The sequence below is a fragment of the Psychrobacter sp. AOP7-B1-24 genome, assembly GCF_052376215.1.
Classification (GTDB): Bacteria; Pseudomonadota; Gammaproteobacteria; order Pseudomonadales; family Moraxellaceae; genus Psychrobacter.
Genome location: NZ_JBQSVL010000073.1, coordinates 1 through 14,805, shown reverse-complemented (window position 1 = coordinate 14,805; position 14,805 = coordinate 1). Strand labels below are relative to the sequence as shown.

At 41.6% G+C, this 14,805-nt stretch carries 13 protein-coding genes; 6 read left to right on the top strand and 7 right to left on the bottom strand.

The genetic code is table 11. The annotated features are described in order from the left end of the window. The coding region (locus ACT3QP_RS12250) for a beta strand repeat-containing protein (protein ID WP_444525700.1) at positions 1 to 2,288 on the top strand (2,288 nt) is incomplete at its 5' end. Positions 2,289 to 2,419: 131 nt separating this feature from the next. Here the strand turns inward: ACT3QP_RS12250 and ACT3QP_RS12245 are convergent. Then, positions 2,420 to 2,749: a hypothetical protein gene (locus ACT3QP_RS12245; RefSeq protein WP_444525699.1), complete on the bottom strand. Its 330-nt coding sequence runs from the start codon at positions 2,747 to 2,749 to the stop codon at positions 2,420 to 2,422. A gap of 297 nt (positions 2,750 to 3,046) precedes the next feature. On the opposite strand from ACT3QP_RS12245, the gene ACT3QP_RS12240 reads away from it, so the two are divergent. Further along, a complete protein-coding gene (locus tag ACT3QP_RS12240; protein WP_444525698.1) occupies positions 3,047 to 3,178 on the top strand; it encodes a hypothetical protein in 132 nt (43 codons plus the stop codon). Between the two features lie 158 nt (positions 3,179 to 3,336). Here ACT3QP_RS12240 and ACT3QP_RS12235 read toward each other — a convergent pair whose 3' ends face one another. The 6 genes from ACT3QP_RS12235 to pnuC all read right to left on the bottom strand — a co-directional run bounded on the left by ACT3QP_RS12235 (position 3,337) and on the right by pnuC (position 9,619). Further along, positions 3,337 to 4,137 (bottom strand): DUF2071 domain-containing protein, encoded by an 801-nt coding sequence (locus ACT3QP_RS12235; protein ID WP_444525697.1) that lies wholly within the window; start codon positions 4,135 to 4,137, stop codon positions 3,337 to 3,339. A gap of 225 nt (positions 4,138 to 4,362) precedes the next feature. Further along, the gene (locus ACT3QP_RS12230; RefSeq protein ID WP_444525696.1) at positions 4,363 to 5,319 is read right to left on the bottom strand and encodes a DMT family transporter; all 957 of its coding nucleotides are present in this window, start codon (positions 5,317 to 5,319) and stop codon (positions 4,363 to 4,365) included. A gap of 694 nt (positions 5,320 to 6,013) precedes the next feature. Continuing rightward, complete coding sequence (gene creD / locus ACT3QP_RS12225; protein ID WP_444525695.1) at positions 6,014 to 7,597, bottom strand: cell envelope integrity protein CreD; 1,584 nt, start codon at positions 7,595 to 7,597, stop codon at positions 6,014 to 6,016. Positions 7,598 to 7,726: 129 nt separating this feature from the next. Next, positions 7,727 to 8,251: a TIGR00645 family protein gene (locus ACT3QP_RS12220; RefSeq protein ID WP_444525694.1), complete on the bottom strand. Its 525-nt coding sequence runs from the start codon at positions 8,249 to 8,251 to the stop codon at positions 7,727 to 7,729. 53 nt (positions 8,252 to 8,304) lie between these two features. Then, positions 8,305 to 8,916: an AAA family ATPase gene (locus ACT3QP_RS12215; protein ID WP_444525693.1), complete on the bottom strand. Its 612-nt coding sequence runs from the start codon at positions 8,914 to 8,916 to the stop codon at positions 8,305 to 8,307. Further along, positions 8,855 to 9,619: a nicotinamide riboside transporter PnuC gene (gene pnuC / locus ACT3QP_RS12210; RefSeq protein ID WP_444525692.1), complete on the bottom strand. Its 765-nt coding sequence runs from the start codon at positions 9,617 to 9,619 to the stop codon at positions 8,855 to 8,857. The genes ACT3QP_RS12215 and pnuC overlap by 62 nt, the downstream gene beginning before the upstream one ends. A gap of 429 nt (positions 9,620 to 10,048) precedes the next feature. Here pnuC and ACT3QP_RS12205 point away from each other — a divergent pair, with 429 nt between their 5' ends. The 4 genes from ACT3QP_RS12205 to lysS all read left to right on the top strand — a co-directional run bounded on the left by ACT3QP_RS12205 (position 10,049) and on the right by lysS (position 14,757). After that, entirely contained in the window at positions 10,049 to 11,194 is a 1,146-nt protein-coding gene (locus ACT3QP_RS12205) for a beta-ketoacyl-ACP synthase III (protein ID WP_444525691.1), read from the top strand. A 284-nt stretch (positions 11,195 to 11,478) separates the two neighbouring features. Then, positions 11,479 to 12,570 carry a peptide chain release factor 1 gene (gene prfA, locus ACT3QP_RS12200; protein WP_444525690.1) on the top strand — a complete coding sequence of 364 codons (1,092 nt, stop codon included), beginning with the start codon at positions 11,479 to 11,481 and terminating at the stop codon, positions 12,568 to 12,570. A 152-nt stretch (positions 12,571 to 12,722) separates the two neighbouring features. Continuing rightward, on the top strand, positions 12,723 to 13,121 hold the full coding sequence (locus ACT3QP_RS12195; RefSeq protein WP_444525689.1) for a hypothetical protein: 399 nt from the start codon (positions 12,723 to 12,725) through the stop codon (positions 13,119 to 13,121). Between the two features lie 97 nt (positions 13,122 to 13,218). After that, a complete protein-coding gene (lysS, locus tag ACT3QP_RS12190) occupies positions 13,219 to 14,757 on the top strand; it encodes a lysine--tRNA ligase (protein ID WP_444525688.1) in 1,539 nt (512 codons plus the stop codon). The last annotated feature ends 48 nt before the right edge of the window (positions 14,758 to 14,805 follow it).

Here is a 14,805-nt window from a genome sequence, read left to right as displayed (position 1 = left end):
CAGCGACCGTAGACATTGATGGTAGTGGTACTCAAGTTACATTGGTTCTAGGCACCGAAACCGCCCTGACTGACAACAATGGTGATCCTATCGGTGACTTGACCTTGAATGCGGATGGTAGCTATACCTTTGATCCAGCAGCCGACTTCAATGGTACTGTACCGACAGTCAACTACACCGTGACTGACCCTGATGGCAACACTGACAGCACTACCTTAGACATCACTGTGAACGATGCTCCAGTAGTTACTTTTGGTAATACTGCTGTATCAGAAGAAGGGTTAGCAGATGGTATTACTGATAGTGATGCGTTAGCAGGATTTACTGATACTACCAATAGAGCTCAGCAGACAGGTACCATCGTTGTAATAGACACTGACTTAGCTAGCGTAAATGACCTATCTGTGACATTGAATGGCCCTACTGGTATTACTTCGCAAGGTGAAGCTGTCACATGGACGCAAGCCGGTGATACGCTCACAGGTACAGCGACGATTGACAATGTAGTAGTAGATGTTGCGACCGTAACTATTGGTGCATTCACTGATACTGGCGGCGGTAACTATACGGCTGACTATACGACAACATTATTAGAGTCCATAGACCATCCGAATACTACTGGCGAAGACAGTCTAGATTTAGACTTCACAGCTACCGTTAGTGATGGTATAGATGACTCAGCCTCATCGGCGTTTGTTATTTCTGTAGAAGACGATACACCGGATGCTAGCAGCTCAAATACCGACATTCTTTTACAGCCAGTTAATACTAACTTGTTATTAATTGTGGATGTGTCAGGTAGTATGGCCACTAATGATAATGGTGTTAATAGGTTGCAGGCAACAAAAGATGCTTTGACAGAAGCCATTGACGCGTATGACGATTTGGGTGACGTCAAAGTTAGACTGGTAACATTTACTACAGATGCAGAAGCTATTGGTACTGAGTGGGTATCAGCTACTGAGGCCAAAGCGCAGATCGCGGCCTTGAGTGCTACTAACCTCACTAACTACGATGCTGCATTGGGCAGCGCGATCGATGCGTTTGATGATCCAGGTAAGCTTGAATCTGTGTCGACCATTGATAGTCAAGGTAATGCAGTATCAAATGACCCTATAAATAAATCTATATTTATTACCGATGGCGTACCGAATAGAGGTCTTGGTGATGAGACTGAGCTTACTGGAAGCGTAGGTTCAAGCACTACTGATAATGGCATTCAAGCAGCAGAAGAGACTATTTGGACAGACTTTCTAAAAGCTAATAGCATTGACTCATCAGCGCTATCGATTATTAACTTTTCCTCTGGCAGTACTGCTGAAACATCTTTAAATGCAATCGCTTATAATGGTCGAGATGATGTCGATGCTGATGGTGTTATCGTCAGTGGTGCGACCCTACAGCAGACGATCTTAGACGGTATTGCAAGGAGCGCAACGGGCAACTTAGTGAGCGCAGGTGGCTCGACTAACACAGGCTTTGGTGCTGATGGTGGTTATCTAAGTGAAGTGGATATCGACAATTTTAACTATGGTTTCAATGAATCAACAGGTGAGCTTACAAGTAATGCTGCTGCATCTACCTATAGTTATGATCAAGCGACTACTACAGTCACTATTACAACTGCGGCAGGTGGCTCACTTATCGTCAACTTCAGCACAGGTAACTACCAGTATGATGTACCGAATACTGCCACTAGTACCTACACTGAAGATGTAACTTTTTCAGTTTTGGACAACGATGGAGATGGTGTCACCAATAGTATAGAGCTCAATATCCTTTTCCCAACAACTACAGGGACTTCTGGTAATGACTTCTTACTAGGTGATAATGACGACAATGTACTAGACGGACTCGATGGTAATGACGTCATTAGTGGTGGTACTGGAGCAGATAGTCTCTCAGGAGGTGCTGGTGATGATATGCTCATATTCCAAGCAGATAATATCTTGATGGATGGCGGCGCTGGTACAGATACCTTAATTATCAATAATAATGGTATCGATATTGATTTTAGTACTTACGATAGCACGACATTCGAAAGTATTGAGGTCATAGATATGACGGATAATGGTACACAAACACTCAACTTAGAATTAGATGATGTTATTAGTCTAACAGATGCTAACAACGAGCTATTTGTTAACGGTGATAGTGTAGATACGGTCAATGTATCTGATATGACTAAGTCAGCGACTTCTGATCAAGCTGGTTATGACTTGTATCAAGATAGTGGTAGTACGGCGAAGTTGTATATCCAAACGGATATAGATGATAATATTATCTAATATCATTAGATAGATACTAAAAAAGCGCCTCCAAAGTGGGGCGCTTTTTTAATGTGTGTAATAACATCAGTCATAATTGTTTGATAAGGTAATCGTTGTGCTATGGCAAAAATTATCTATTTTTATAGATATTAATGACGAACACGCTCTGTCATCACACCCATACTATAAAATACAAATGTAATTACGGTTAGCGCTACAATAAACGGTGTGCATAGCCAAATGATGACGTTGATAAATAAGGACGACAATAGTCCGTTGAACAATGTAATGTTTGGTACAAGAGACTCCGCTGCTACGTCGATGGCTCGCTTAGCAATAGGAAATAGTAAAGTGCTTAGTGCTAACATATAAATATATTTACTAAAGCTAGGATCGCTCATGATGACCATGAAGTAAAACACTAAGAAATAAGTAATACCTAACATCCAGCATTTGAGAGTATAGCTTAAACGAATCATGTTAGTTTCTCCCAAGGAATTTTGATAATCACGCGTAGAGAAAACCTGCTCTAATAGGTTCGCAATAATGAATATTATATATATTGTAATGTGAATATACAAGAGAACTGTTCTTTTAATATTTTTCTACAACCAATGCACTCATATAAACAGTTAAAAAATTGACTATTGTTTATTATTATAAGAGAATTGGAGGTTTTTAACGGTTGGGTTAAATATGAACTATAGTATGGTCATAGCCCAAAAAAGTGAATGTTGTAAACATACAAATAACAATAAATGAATAGCAACTGTCCTATGGATGATTACATAATCAGACCGCAAGAGATTTATTTACTGGAGCGTTATAGTTCACCTGCTTACTTTGACGGGATGCGTGATGCTTTTGCTTATTATGATTATAAATCTGCTTCTAAAAACTTAGAATAAAGCCTATATTTTGGATCTGCTGCAAAAGGGCTCGTATCTGCAGGGTTATTAGTTTGGGCAGCAATAGATGGAATAATGCCAAAATCCCCCGAAACGTTGTTGCAAGCCTAGCTAAGGTGTCGACATTATCGTCAGCTTGAGCCTAGTTTGGTACAATTTTAGCAATCAGTAGCCCCAACAACTTTTGGCGGTAAATAAATCGTAAATGTATTCAATGGCTCGATGAGCACGCTGTAGGGTTTCTGTTGTTCTGCAAGAGTGACAATACCTAAGTCTGATAATAGCTTGAAATTGGCAGAAATTAGAGAGGCTGGCTGTACCTCAAGTCTTTTGTGCCAAACACGGTAAGTGCCAAGCTTGCCATCACGTCGATGATAAAATCCTGCTAAAGGATGAGTTAAATAAATGAGCGCTGATTCAGTATCAGGGAAGCCTGAGAATGAAAAGCTATCCTTTGCAGTTTGCGAAAGAGATACCGTCGCCGCTGCCCATTCTGATTCGGCATTTACCGAATATTTTGCATACCTGCCAGCTGCATCATCAAAATGGCAATCAAAAGTCATCTTAGCGCTATGCCAAGGCAGACTCCATAAGTATCTTGGTACTGCTAGTGTCCAAGAATCTAAGGTCGTGCCCAAAAACCACACACAGCGCTCACCTGTTTCTATATCTATGAGGTATATACGATAATTGGTTTGTCCCATGGTGAATGTCGGAAAAGGATAGACTGCAGAAGTAAAGTCAACATCGATAAAGGGCACAACCGAAATCAAGCCTTTTTCTTCACCGTTTATCATTACCGTATCGAGCTTGAACCTATCAGGAAATATACCTTTAAATCTATCTACTGGCACCGCATAAGTGATAATAGAAAAATGTTTTAGACCGCAAACAACGTCGATACCTGTTGGCTTAGGCCTGTCGTGTAGATAGTCTTTAAAGCGTCGTAATTCTTGCACGGTATTTCCTTACATGATGATGGCTGTAGCGGTATATATAATTAGCGAGGGGGCAGCATTGATACAAAGTAACTGATGTAATACAAGGCAATTGTACAGCAAGGGAAGTCAAAACGGCGTGCACACCTTAAATTAGTATAGTCAGCGAACTACTAAACCGCTACGGTGTTACCCTCCCTAGAGGTGCTATATGTACAATCTGCGGTCGGATGCCTTGTAGCTGTTTTAGATTTCTTTGACTATATCATCTCGATCAGTGTTAATTTGAGTAGGTGCTTTCTTATTCAAAATAAACACCAACACCGCACTCAATATGACCGTGCTTGCCACTACAAACTGTATGGTTAATTGCTCAGATAAAAATACCACGCCCAGTATGGCCGCAAGCACTGGCACGCAAAGTTGTACCACAGCGGCTTGGGTGTTTTTTAACAGTGGCATCGCCATATACCAAATACTATAACCCATGCCGGATGCGATCGCCCCTGATGCACAGGCTAGCAGTATGCCTGTAATAGTGATATCGCCTACATTGATGTTTTCTAAGCCTATATTGTCGAGACAGAGCATAGCGATTAACAATAGCACCGGAACGGCCACCAGACTTCTAATAAAGTTAAACGCTGTGGCGCGTAGTGGTGATACACAAGACTTGCCACGGATGCTATAAACACCCCAAGCCACACCACTGATTGCCATCAGTGTCGCTGCCGATAGTGAAGGCACTGCCGCTGAGGGTAGCATCAAATACACAAACCCGATTACTGCAACGATGAAGGCCGCCCATTGTAAGGCGCTTAGTTGCTCTTTTTTATAAATGCCCCAGCCAATCATGGTGAGCTGAACTGCTGAAAACAAAATAAGTGCGCCAGTGCCCGTATCTAGTTCCACATAGGCAATTGAAAAACACAGCGCATAAATCACCAAGCTGATACTACTAAGCCAACTGCCTTTATCTTTTAAAATGGCTGTGTAAGAGGTGCTATTTAGCTTGAGCGCCCGACGTCGTAAGCGGTAAGTGTAAACCGTCATAATGATAGCCAGACAAACAGCCGCACTCACTAAACGAATGATGGTAAAGCTCCAAGCGTCTATATAGCCTTCTGCCAGCGCCATTCTTCCAAAGAGAGAGTTGGCGGCAAAGGCGATCAAAGCGATAACAGTATAAAGCGTGGCTTTCACAATAATTCCTACCATGAGCAAGTGGGTTTTGACATAAATCAGAACAGGATTTTGGCTATAGTTTTTTGGCTATAGTTTTTTTTGACTACGCTACTATAACCGCGCCTGATTGCTTAGCAAAAGTGATGACTACCAATCTAAAACTGAATGAAAAATAGTGTCACAGAAAGTGATATTCTGTCGTATTTATAGCGAAAAATCTCTTTTAAATTGGACTAACGATAGTTGCATGGGCGATAAGGGTTATGAATCAAGCAAATAAAAAAGACACGTCGGAAACGATAGCATGGATTGGATAAGTGTTTTGCTATTTTGTTTTGATGGTTGATGAAATATCACCATATCGATAGCGACTGTCAGAACTGGAAAGGAGGATTTTTGTTTTTGCGGAGTATTGGACAGAATAGGCGTTGCCGCATAGTGATATGGCTGTCTGATAAGAAGGTTGGACTGTTCTAAATCTGCCTAACCAGTGGATATGCAGACTTATAGTCAGTCCTAAATAAAAGAGGCACAACCACAAATACGGGTTACATCTTTTTTGCTTGCTGTGCCTACGCAGACAGAGGCGGCGCAAAATGTAACCCGTATCGCTGTATTTGTTTTATAGCGGATCGACTATAGTATGCAGACTTAGAGCAGCCCAGATTTTTATGGTTTAAAAGTTAATGATCTCTATGTTTTTTTGGTAGTGTTAGGCAACTTTATACCAATCTATTTTACGTGTCATGATCATCACGCAGGCGAGTAATACAAAGCAGAATACGGCACCCAGTAATAGATTCATGTCTTCTGTGGTGAGAATGCCAAAAAATGACGCATACAATCCTGCCAGTGTGGTAGTAAAGATGACCGCGCGTTTGACACCGCCAAGCACATAATAAGTATACCAACCAATGAGCCCGACACAGGCGCTAGCGGCAATGGCGTACGCTTTCCAAAACACTATCTGCTCAGCAAGCGGTAGCAATAACACGTAAAAAACGAATAATGCACAACCGACCAATAGGTATTGAATAGGGTGAATACGGCTAGATTTAATGACTTCAAATAAGAAGAAAGTGCCAAAGGAAACGAGGATTAGTAATAGAGCATACTTCATGGTTCGTTGGGTCTGGAGATACACATCATTGGGCTCGGCAAAACTAACCCCGAAGCTGCTTAGGCGCATACTATCGGATGTTGTGCCGCCTTCTACTGCACTCAAATTATTACGAGACATCGACTGACTGCTGGTATCAAGGCTTGCTTGACTCGTAACAGCACACTCACTATTGGCGCTGCCGATACAATGTGATAAATATTGATTGTTGGTGACCGTTAAATACTGATTCTGCCAATTGGCTTCAAAACCTTTTGTGGTGAACTTTTTAGCATTTGGAAGGGCTTTACCAATGAAGTTTGGTGCATGCCAGTTACTACGCATGGTTAAGCTAAAGTTCTGCCCAGTGGGTACTGTATTCAAGTTGCTAATACCTGCTAAAGGTAAGTCTACTGTGATACTAATCGCTTGAGTACTTTCGGTATCGGATGGTTGATTGGTCAAGTCTGTACCAGGTAATGTTTCGTTATCCTGCGGGCTAGCAATAGGCTTCGCTGGACGATTCAATATATCTTGAGGTATTGCCACCTCTACATAGGTTAACTCTTTTAGCATAGGTGTTTGCGGATACGTTGCTTGTATTAATTTTTTATCAATAGTCACTGTGGGTAGGGTCGCTACACCGCGCAGATCTGATACAGGGATAATCAACTTGGCTTCATTCCAGTGAATGATGGTTTTTTCAGGTTTTATTTTATTGATAAATGGGTTTGTAGCGCTATCGACTGAAACGGATGCTTGGTTAACGGTATTATTAGGCTCGTTTAAGCTAATTAAAGTTGAATCAAAAGTATAGTTTTGGTCAAATTTCAGCGCACCGTTATAACTGGTCGCATGATAAACACCGCGCTTATAGGTGTCCGTGTTTACCTCAAGATCTTGAGCTGCTTGGGTTTGATTGGCAAAAACAGTTTCAATTTTTGAGTAGGAGGCAGCGCAATTACTAATTGCTTCAGACCCTTTAATCTCACATTCAGGTGTGACCGTGGTAGGAATGGCAATAAATGGTGTAATGACTTCTTGCGGGTTGACATGCTGTTGAGCGATTTCTCTGATAACCGACTCTGAATAACTTTGCCTCTCGTAGATGACTGAGCCGATCATATTGAGACCAACGGCAAACAGAACACACAGCCCCGCGATGATGGATAATTTAATTAATAGTGTTTTTTGCATGGGAGCTCCTCATATGACTCTTTAGTCCAAGACTGTTAATGCAACAGTCAGTAGGTTCAAAGAAAAGGATAGAGGAGGCATGAAGAAAACACGTGTAATGAAGATGGATAGTGTGTGGAAAAATAAGCGCTAGTGTTTTTTGGTATCGCCAACGACTTTATCCATAATGGCAAATAGTAAGCCTGACAGGACGAATGTCATGTGAATAATCACCTTCCACATGAGCTTGTCTGCATCGCCTTCGCTCATGCCACTTGTGATGTCCATAAATGACTTTAAAAGATCAATCGCAGAAATGGCGACGATGGCACCGATGACTTTTAATTTAAGCCCAGAAAAATCTACTTTGCCCATCCAGTTAGGTCGATCATCATGGTCATTGGTATCGATCTTGGAAACGAAAATCTCATAACCACTAAATATAATGATAAGTAGTAAGCTGGCAACCAGAGAAATATCGACTAAGACAAGTATGTCTACAATCACACTCGCTTCAGAAGTGACTAGAATATCTGCAAACATACCCCAAAGCTTTTGGATAAATTTGATAAATAATAAAACAATGCCTAAGACCAATCCTAAGTAAAAAGGCGCGAGTATCCAGCGGCTGTTAAATATAGTTTTTTCTAAGTAATATTCGATATTTTTTAGCATGGATGTCTCGCAAGGTTCTTAAAAATAAGGCTATAAGTCATATATGTGTGACGTCAGATAGAATGCATTTGAGAAAGTTGTTTAGCCACTTGCTGTACTCGTTGCTCTCTATCACCACCGATACGATGAAACTGCTTTTGATGATGGGTTAGCTGGCTTGCAAAATAGTCGCTTATTTCATCACGCTGATGTGGGCTATCTCGTAAATCATCAGCGACCCACGGGATATCCACTTCAGTTAATAGGATTAAATCATAATGATGCGTCAATGCGGCCTGAGTCAGTGCTGCAGGGCAGTCATCATAATACCAGTTAGAATAGGCCATTAATTCAAACAGACTGGTATCACAAAACAGGTAATGGTTGCCTTGCGATGTTTCAGCTGCTTGTGTGGCGAGTTTGTTTTCTAATGCTATCTGGCCTTGCGCAATAGGCAGTAAATCATCCCATGTACAAGTCAGTTGCTCATTATCCCATTTGGCTTGTAGGTAGGTGCGCATGTATTCTGGTACCCAAGGACTCTCAAAATGTGCTGCCAAATCGCGACACAAGGTTGTTTTCCCCGTGCTTTCTGCACCTAATATCGCAATTTTAGTGACGGATTTAGGCGTACGCTGTCTGAGACTGTCTGCGATGTTGTGTACGATAGCGTCTTTGCCATTCATAATAAGCCCAGATTGCGATGAAAGTGAAAACCACATATTGTAGTGCGGTAAAAGTAAAACCTTTGTAGAAATATAAAGGCACAGAAATAGCATCGGCGACGATCCATAATATCCAGTGCTCAATCTTACGCCTTGCCATAAGCCACATCGCCATTAAGAAAAGCGCCGTGGTGAGCATGTCAGTATAGTCGACCCAAGTGAATAAATGCAGACCAAGCACGGCACCGTCAAAGCTAAAACCATTGTTAATTACTGGACGGAAATAATAAATGCTAGCGACGAAAGCAACAGTAGCAGTGGCCAGTGCGGTTAGTATTGGTACATCTTTTATATGTAAGTGTTCAACTTGGATGCTACTTTGAGCATCATTGTTTTTTAACAATGCATTCTGCTGCTGGCTAGTTTGGGCGGAATAATCTGGTAGTTCATGACTGTCTTTGTTTTTTGACCAGTTAATCCACCCATAGATACTCATGATGCTGTAATAGGCATTGATGAACATATCGCCAAACAGCTGCCACTTCCATAGCAAGTACACAAATATCGCTGTACTCACTAGCCCAACAGGAAATGCCAAAACCTTGGTTTTGCTGGCGAGAATGACACTTGCTACACCGAAGATAACAGCAATCAATTCGAGAACAATGAATAAAGTAGTGTAGTCAGCATACTGTCCAAATAGCCAGTTGAGAAGTTCTGCCATTAGCATTTTCCAAATATGAGCTTGTATAGTCAGTCCTAAACAAAAGAAGCACAACCACTCGATACGGGTTACATTTTGCTTGCTTGCTTGCTTGCTTGCTTGCTTGCTTGCGCAGACAGAGGCTACGCAAAATGCATCCAGTATCGCTGTGTTTATTTTACAGTGGATCGACTATATACGTATTTTTAGTGAGGCTTGAAAGAAAAAATAGCGTCAATTATAGCGTAGCTGCTGTAAAATCAGGTAATCTTTGCTCGTTTTTCGCAACAAACAGGTTATTTGTAACAAAGTATTAGAAAAATTATAATATTCAGGCATAATAAAGCCACTGATTTTAAGTTTACAGTCATTCACCGAAAGTAAATGACTATTATTTTTTAACCTTTATGCTTATTTTAAGCACTATAGTAGTAGACAAGGAAGCTTATCATGACGACTTGTATCACAGGCACAGGCCTATACATTCCACCTTATAGCATCAGCAACGAAGAGTTAGTTGAGTCATTTAACCAGTATGTTGAAAATTATAATACAGAGCATGCTGACGAGATCGCTGCAGAGACGGTTACGGCGCTTGAGCCTTCGTCAGCAGCATTTATCGAAAAAGTATCAGGCATCAAATCACGTTATGTGATGGAAAAAGACGGTATCTTAAACCCTGAAATCATGGCGCCAGTCATTGCCTATCGCAATTTGGGTGAAGAGCTGTCTGTTATGGCAGAAATGGGCGCCGCTGCGTTAAGAGATGCATTAGCTGACGCTGGACTAAAAGCCAATGACTTGGATGGTATTATCCTTGCTTGTTCAAACTTTCAGCGTACTTATCCAGCAGTCGCCATCGAGATTCAAAATGAGATTGGTATGGTTGGTGGGTTTGCTTATGATATGAATGTTGCCTGTAGTGCAGCGACATTTGGTCTATCACAAGCACATGGTTCTATCGTTTCAGGTCTGGCCAAGCGTATCGCGGTTGTTAACGTTGAGATTACCTCAGCGCATCTTAACTGGCGTAACCGTGACAGCCACTTTATCTTTGGTGATGTAGCAACGGCGTCTATCGTTGAAGATCTAGACACGCCAAAAGGTTATGAGATTCTTAACTCTAAGCTTTTCACCCAGTTTTCGACCAACATCAAAAACGAATATGGATTTATGGATCGTTCAGAGTATTTGGCGGCACAGACCGAGATGTATCCAGACATCAAAGCGCCAGTAACTGATAAGTTGTTTTTGCAAAATGGTCGTAAAGTGTTCCGTGAAGTCTGTCCGAAAGTGTCGGAGATTATCACTGAGCATTTGACTGAGAATGAATTACAAGCCAGCGATGTGAAGATGATGTGGCTACACCAAGCCAATGCTAATATGCTTGATTTAATCTTACGTACAGTCGTCGGCAAAGAAGCAGATAAAGCCATTGTGCCGAGCGTCATTGCTGAGTTTGCCAATACCAGTTCAGCCAGTCCAATGATTGTGTTCCATCGTTATAAAGACAAACTAGCATCTGGCGATTTGGGCGTTATTTGTTCATTCGGTGCTGGTTATTCTATTGGATCAGTATTGGTTCGTAAGGTTTAATATTTAACGATAGGTATCAGCTTTGTTTATATGGCTGCTTATGGTATGTCTATTCGGATGTATGATATCTATTTGATACTGTGTTAAATATAAGCAAAGTTATGAGGATTATTAAGTATTTGCAAGCCATAAGGGCTGACTGCAAGTATTTAATAATCCTTTTTTTGCTTTTGATTTTAGTCATTATGGAGTTTTATATTAAATTAGCGCAAACGCATTTCGGAAAATGACCTAAAATTTGCTATAATAATTCTCTTATTTCCTTCACTTTAAAAAGTCCTTTTATGAAAGAATCCTTACGCCTGCGTTTAGACCAGATGGTAGACCGTTATGAAGAGGTCACTGCCTTACTATCAGACCCTAGTGTCATCAGCGATAATAATAAATTTCGTGAATTGTCTGTCGAGCACAGTGACTTGATGGAAATCACTACTTTATGGCAGAACTATGTAGGGGCGGAAACGGATCAGGCTGATGCAGAAGCCATGTTGGCCGATGCATCAGACCCTGATATGAAAGATATGATGCAAGAAGAGATCGATAACGCACGTGATACTATCGTAGAGATGGAAGAAGCGCTCAATGTCATGATGTTACCAAAAGACCCTAATGATAAAGTACCGGCATTTTTGGAGATTCGAGCAGGAACAGGCGGTGATGAAGCAGCGATTTTCTCTGGTGATTTGTTCCGTATGTATCAAAAGTATGCTCAAACTCAAGGCTGGACGGTGGAAGTGCTATCAGCCAATGAGGGTGAGCATGGCGGTTATAAAGAAATCATCACGCGTGTATCCGGCAATAGTGTATATGGTCGCCTAAAGTTTGAATCAGGCGCTCACCGCGTACAGCGTGTCCCTGAAACCGAGAGCCAAGGCCGTGTTCACACGTCAGCTTGTACGGTTGCGGTCATGCCAGAAGTTGAGATTGATGATACCGTTGATATCAATCCTGCTGACATAAAAATGGATACTTTCCGCTCAAGTGGTGCAGGTGGTCAGCACGTTAACACCACTGACTCAGCCGTACGTTTAACCCACATTCCAACGGGCACCGTGGTAGAGTGTCAGCAAGAGCGTAGCCAGCACAAAAACCGTGCGCATGCGATGAAAATGCTGGTCTCAAAAATCCAACAAGCCAAAGTGCAAGCACAGGTCGACGTGGCAGATTCTATACGTCGTGACCTAGTCGGTAGTGGTGACCGTAGTGAGCGTATCCGTACTTATAATTTCCCGCAAGGGCGTATGACCGATCACCGTATCAATCTGACTCTATATAAGCTCGACTCTATTATGGAAGGCGATTTGGATGAAACGCTTGATGCCTTATTACGTGAGCATCAAGCGGATCTAATGGCCAGTATTGGCGGTGGAGATTAAGACAGTCATAAGGGATAGATTCATAAGCACTACTGAGATAAGCATTAACGGAATAGCCAGTTATTTGTAATACCAAAAATAAGGTAATGATTATGATAAATGACTGGTCGTGTTTAAGGCTATTTCCTAATAGCATTGTATGGGCTATGTTCATGGCACTTTGGTTATCTGCTTGTAGTGTCATACCATCTACACCCATATTGCCATCGGTGCAGTCCGATAGTACAGCGGAAAATGTGACAGCTGATCCACTTGTTTATCAAGCGTGTGCTTATCCGCCCAGTGAGATGGTTAGCTCGTGTCGCTCAAAAGGTGGATTGTTTGTTCAGCAAGGCAGACTTGGCTGTTATCAGTGTGTGTTATCTTATAGTGATGCTGGCAAAGTTTGCAAAGATAGTGCTGATTGCCAAGGACAATGTAGGAGTGCTAATGGGTTTGTTGACCCAAATGCTAAGAATCAAACTGGACAATGCGCCAGTGATAGCAGTGTTTTTGGATGTTATCAAGTTATTCAGAAAGGTGTGGCACAGCCTGCTATTTGTGTCGATTGATTATCATGTTTGTTAGGACGTTTTTTATTTGAACGTCTTATTTTAAATTTATAGTTTTTATTTCTTCTTTTAATCACCTAATAATTTTGAGAGTGTTATGTCAAAGCCCAATAATCAAAATCAGAATCAAGAGCAAGCGCCAGAAGATGCTAACGAGCTGATTGCACAACTGCAAGCTAAACTAGATGATATCAGTGCTTCGGGCAAGCAGCCGTATCCAAATACGTTTAAACGCACTGATTATGCGCAAGACCTACAAACAGCTTTTGATGGTGTATCAAAGCAAGAAATTGAAGAAAAAGTAGCGAATGGTGATAAGACTCAGGTCAATATTGCAGGTCGAGTTATGCTCAACCGTGGCTCATTTATCGTTATCCAAGACATGACAGGTCGTATTCAGTTGTATGTCGCACGTAAAGAGCTTGATGATCAGACACGTGCAAGTATCAAGTCACTAGATTTGGGTGATATTGTTGGCGTGTCAGGTTATATCGGTCGCTCAGGCAAAGGTGATTTGTACGTTCATATCGAAGAATTTAACTTATTGACCAAATCACTACGTCCGATGCCAAACAAGTTCCATGGCTTGGCTGATGTAGAAGCTCGCTATCGTAACCGTCATCTTGATTTGATGACCAATGAGACGACTCGCGATACGTTTATGATTCGTAGCCAAGTCGTCAGCGGTATTCGTAAATTTATGTTAAACGAGCGTTTTATGGAAGTTGAAACGCCGATGATGCATCCTATCCCAGGTGGTGCTGTGGCGCGTCCGTTTGTGACCCATCACAACGCTTTAGACATGCCACTTTATTTACGTATCGCGCCTGAGCTTTATTTAAAGCGCTTAGTCGTTGGTGGTTTTGAGAGAGTGTTTGAGATCAACCGCAGTTTCCGTAATGAAGGCGTATCTACTCGTCACAACCCTGAATTTACTATGATTGAGTTTTACCAAGCCTATGCAGATTATCATGATTTGATGAACTTGACTGAGCGCTTATTTAACGAATTGGCAATGGATATTTTGGGAACAACTGAAATTACTTATCAAGAAGAAGCCATTAGTCTAAAAGCGCCATTTGCGCGTCTGTCTATGACGGATGCGATTGCAAAATATGCAGACAATTTTGATATGGCACGCATCAATGACCGTGAGTATCTGGCAAATTATGCGTCAACAACGCTAAAGCAACAAGTCAAAGACGGTTTTGGCGTAGGTAAATTACAAACGATTATCTTTGAAGAAACCGCTGAGCATCAATTGCGTCAACCAACGTTTATTACTGAGTATCCAGCTGAAACTTCACCATTAGCACGCCGTAGTGATGACAATCCTGAGATTACCGATCGTTTTGAGCTGTTTGTTGGTGGCCGCGAATTGGCCAATGGCTTTAGCGAGCTTAATGATCCTGCTGATCAAGCAGAGCGTTTTCATGGTCAAGTCGCTGAGAAAGATGCGGGTGATGATGAAGCAATGCATTTCGATGAAGAATATATCGAAGCCTTGTCTTATGGCTTACCACCCACAGCTGGTGAGGGCATCGGTATTGACCGTTTGGTGATGCTACTGACTGATTCTGCTAGTATTCGTGATGTGATTTTGTTTCCACATATGCGCCGCAAACACGAAAGTTAAAATGGATTTGCTTGCTATAAGGACACGCCCTAATCTACACTAATATTC

Excerpts from the sequence above, each read along its gene's own strand:
- ACT3QP_RS12245 (WP_444525699.1), bottom strand. The coding sequence starts at position 2,749 with ATGATTCGTTTAAGCTATACTCTCAAATGCTGGATGTTAGGTATTACT.
- ACT3QP_RS12240 (WP_444525698.1), top strand. The coding sequence starts at position 3,047 with ATGGATGATTACATAATCAGACCGCAAGAGATTTATTTACTGGAGCGT.
- creD (WP_444525695.1), bottom strand. The coding sequence starts at position 7,597 with ATGCAAAAAACACTATTAATTAAATTATCCATCATCGCGGGGCTGTGT.
- ACT3QP_RS12220 (WP_444525694.1), bottom strand. The coding sequence starts at position 8,251 with ATGCTAAAAAATATCGAATATTACTTAGAAAAAACTATATTTAACAGC.
- ACT3QP_RS12215 (WP_444525693.1), bottom strand. The coding sequence starts at position 8,916 with ATGAATGGCAAAGACGCTATCGTACACAACATCGCAGACAGTCTCAGA.
- pnuC (WP_444525692.1), bottom strand. The coding sequence starts at position 9,619 with ATGGCAGAACTTCTCAACTGGCTATTTGGACAGTATGCTGACTACACT.
- ACT3QP_RS12205 (WP_444525691.1), top strand. The coding sequence starts at position 10,049 with ATGACGACTTGTATCACAGGCACAGGCCTATACATTCCACCTTATAGC.
- prfA (WP_444525690.1), top strand. The coding sequence starts at position 11,479 with ATGAAAGAATCCTTACGCCTGCGTTTAGACCAGATGGTAGACCGTTAT.
- ACT3QP_RS12195 (WP_444525689.1), top strand. The coding sequence starts at position 12,723 with ATGGCACTTTGGTTATCTGCTTGTAGTGTCATACCATCTACACCCATA.
- lysS (WP_444525688.1), top strand. The coding sequence starts at position 13,219 with ATGTCAAAGCCCAATAATCAAAATCAGAATCAAGAGCAAGCGCCAGAA.